The sequence below is a fragment of the Promicromonospora sp. NPDC023805 genome (genome assembly GCF_040639635.1).
GTDB lineage: Bacteria > Actinomycetota > Actinomycetes > Actinomycetales > Cellulomonadaceae > Promicromonospora.
Window position 1 is genome coordinate 3,806 of the sequence record NZ_JBFAAH010000056.1, and the last position, 1,696, is coordinate 5,501.

The 1,696-nt window shown below is 57.4% G+C and carries 1 rRNA gene; it reads right to left on the minus strand.

Features of this window, described 5'->3' with window-relative positions:
- Window positions 1-32: 32 nt before the first annotated feature.
- Window positions 33-1,554 (minus strand): 16S ribosomal RNA (locus tag AB0F70_RS27390).
- Between the last annotated feature and the right edge of the window lie 142 nt (window positions 1,555-1,696).

Sequence of the window (1,696 nt, forward strand, 5' to 3'; positions counted from 1 at the left end):
TGTGTGGGGCCTGGTGGAGATGAGCTCCTTAGAAAGGAGGTGATCCAGCCGCACCTTCCGGTACGGCTACCTTGTTACGACTTAGTCCCAATCGCCAGTCCCACCTTCGACCACTCCCTCCCTTGCGGGTTGGGCCGTGAGCTTCGGGTGTTACCAACTTTCGTGACTTGACGGGCGGTGTGTACAAGGCCCGGGAACGTATTCACCGCAGCGTTGCTGATCTGCGATTACTAGCGACTCCGACTTCACGGGGTCGAGTTGCAGACCCCGATCCGAACTGAGACCGGCTTTTTGGGATTCGCTCCACCTCACGGTATCGCAGCCCTCTGTACCGGCCATTGTAGCATGCGTGAAGCCCAAGACATAAGGGGCATGATGATTTGACGTCATCCCCACCTTCCTCCGAGTTGACCCCGGCAGTCTCCCATGAGTCCCCGGCATGACCCGCTGGCAACATAGGATAGGGGTTGCGCTCGTTGCGGGACTTAACCCAACATCTCACGACACGAGCTGACGACAACCATGCACCACCTGTGTACGAGTGTCCAAAGAGTTCGTCATCTCTGACGCGTTCTCGTACATGTCAAGCCTTGGTAAGGTTCTTCGCGTTGCATCGAATTAATCCGCATGCTCCGCCGCTTGTGCGGGCCCCCGTCAATTCCTTTGAGTTTTAGCCTTGCGGCCGTACTCCCCAGGCGGGGCACTTAATGCGTTAGCTGCGGCACAGAACGAGTGGAACCCGCCCCACACCTAGTGCCCAACGTTTACGGCATGGACTACCAGGGTATCTAATCCTGTTCGCTCCCCATGCTTTCGCTCCTCAGCGTCAGTAACTGCCCAGAGACCTGCCTTCGCCATCGGTGTTCCTCCTGATATCTGCGCATTCCACCGCTACACCAGGAATTCCAGTCTCCCCTACAGCACTCTAGTCTGCCCGTACCCGATGCAAGCCCACAGTTGAGCCATGGGATTTCACACCAGACGCGACAGACCGCCTACGAGCTCTTTACGCCCAATAATTCCGGACAACGCTTGCGCCCTACGTATTACCGCGGCTGCTGGCACGTAGTTAGCCGGCGCTTCTTCTGCAGGTACCGTCACTTTCGCTTCTTCCCTGCTGAAAGAGGTTTACAACCCGAAGGCCGTCATCCCTCACGTGGCGTCGCTGCATCAGGCTTTCGCCCATTGTGCAATATTCCCCACTGCTGCCTCCCGTAGGAGTCTGGGCCGTGTCTCAGTCCCAGTGTGGCCGGTCGCCCTCTCAGGCCGGCTACCCGTCGACGCCTTGGTAGGCCATTACCCCACCAACAAGCTGATAGGCCGCGAGCCCATCCCCCACCGAAAAACTTTCCAACACCCACCATGCGGTAGGTGCTCATATCCGGTATTAGACCTCGTTTCCAAGGCTTATCCCGAAGTAGGGGGCAGGTTGCTCACGTGTTACTCACCCGTTCGCCACTGATCCACCCAGCAAGCTGGGCTTCACCGTTCGACTTGCATGTGTTAAGCACGCCACCAGCGTTCGTCCTGAGCCAGGATCAAACTCTCCGTAAAAGAGAAACATCCACACCCACCCGAAGGCGAAGTGTGAACAATGATACCGGCCAGACCAATCTGATGATTAAGATCTGTCCAAAACAACCCCCGCAATAATGCGGCCCGACTAACCGGACGGTCAGCAAGGCCACACCCGCAA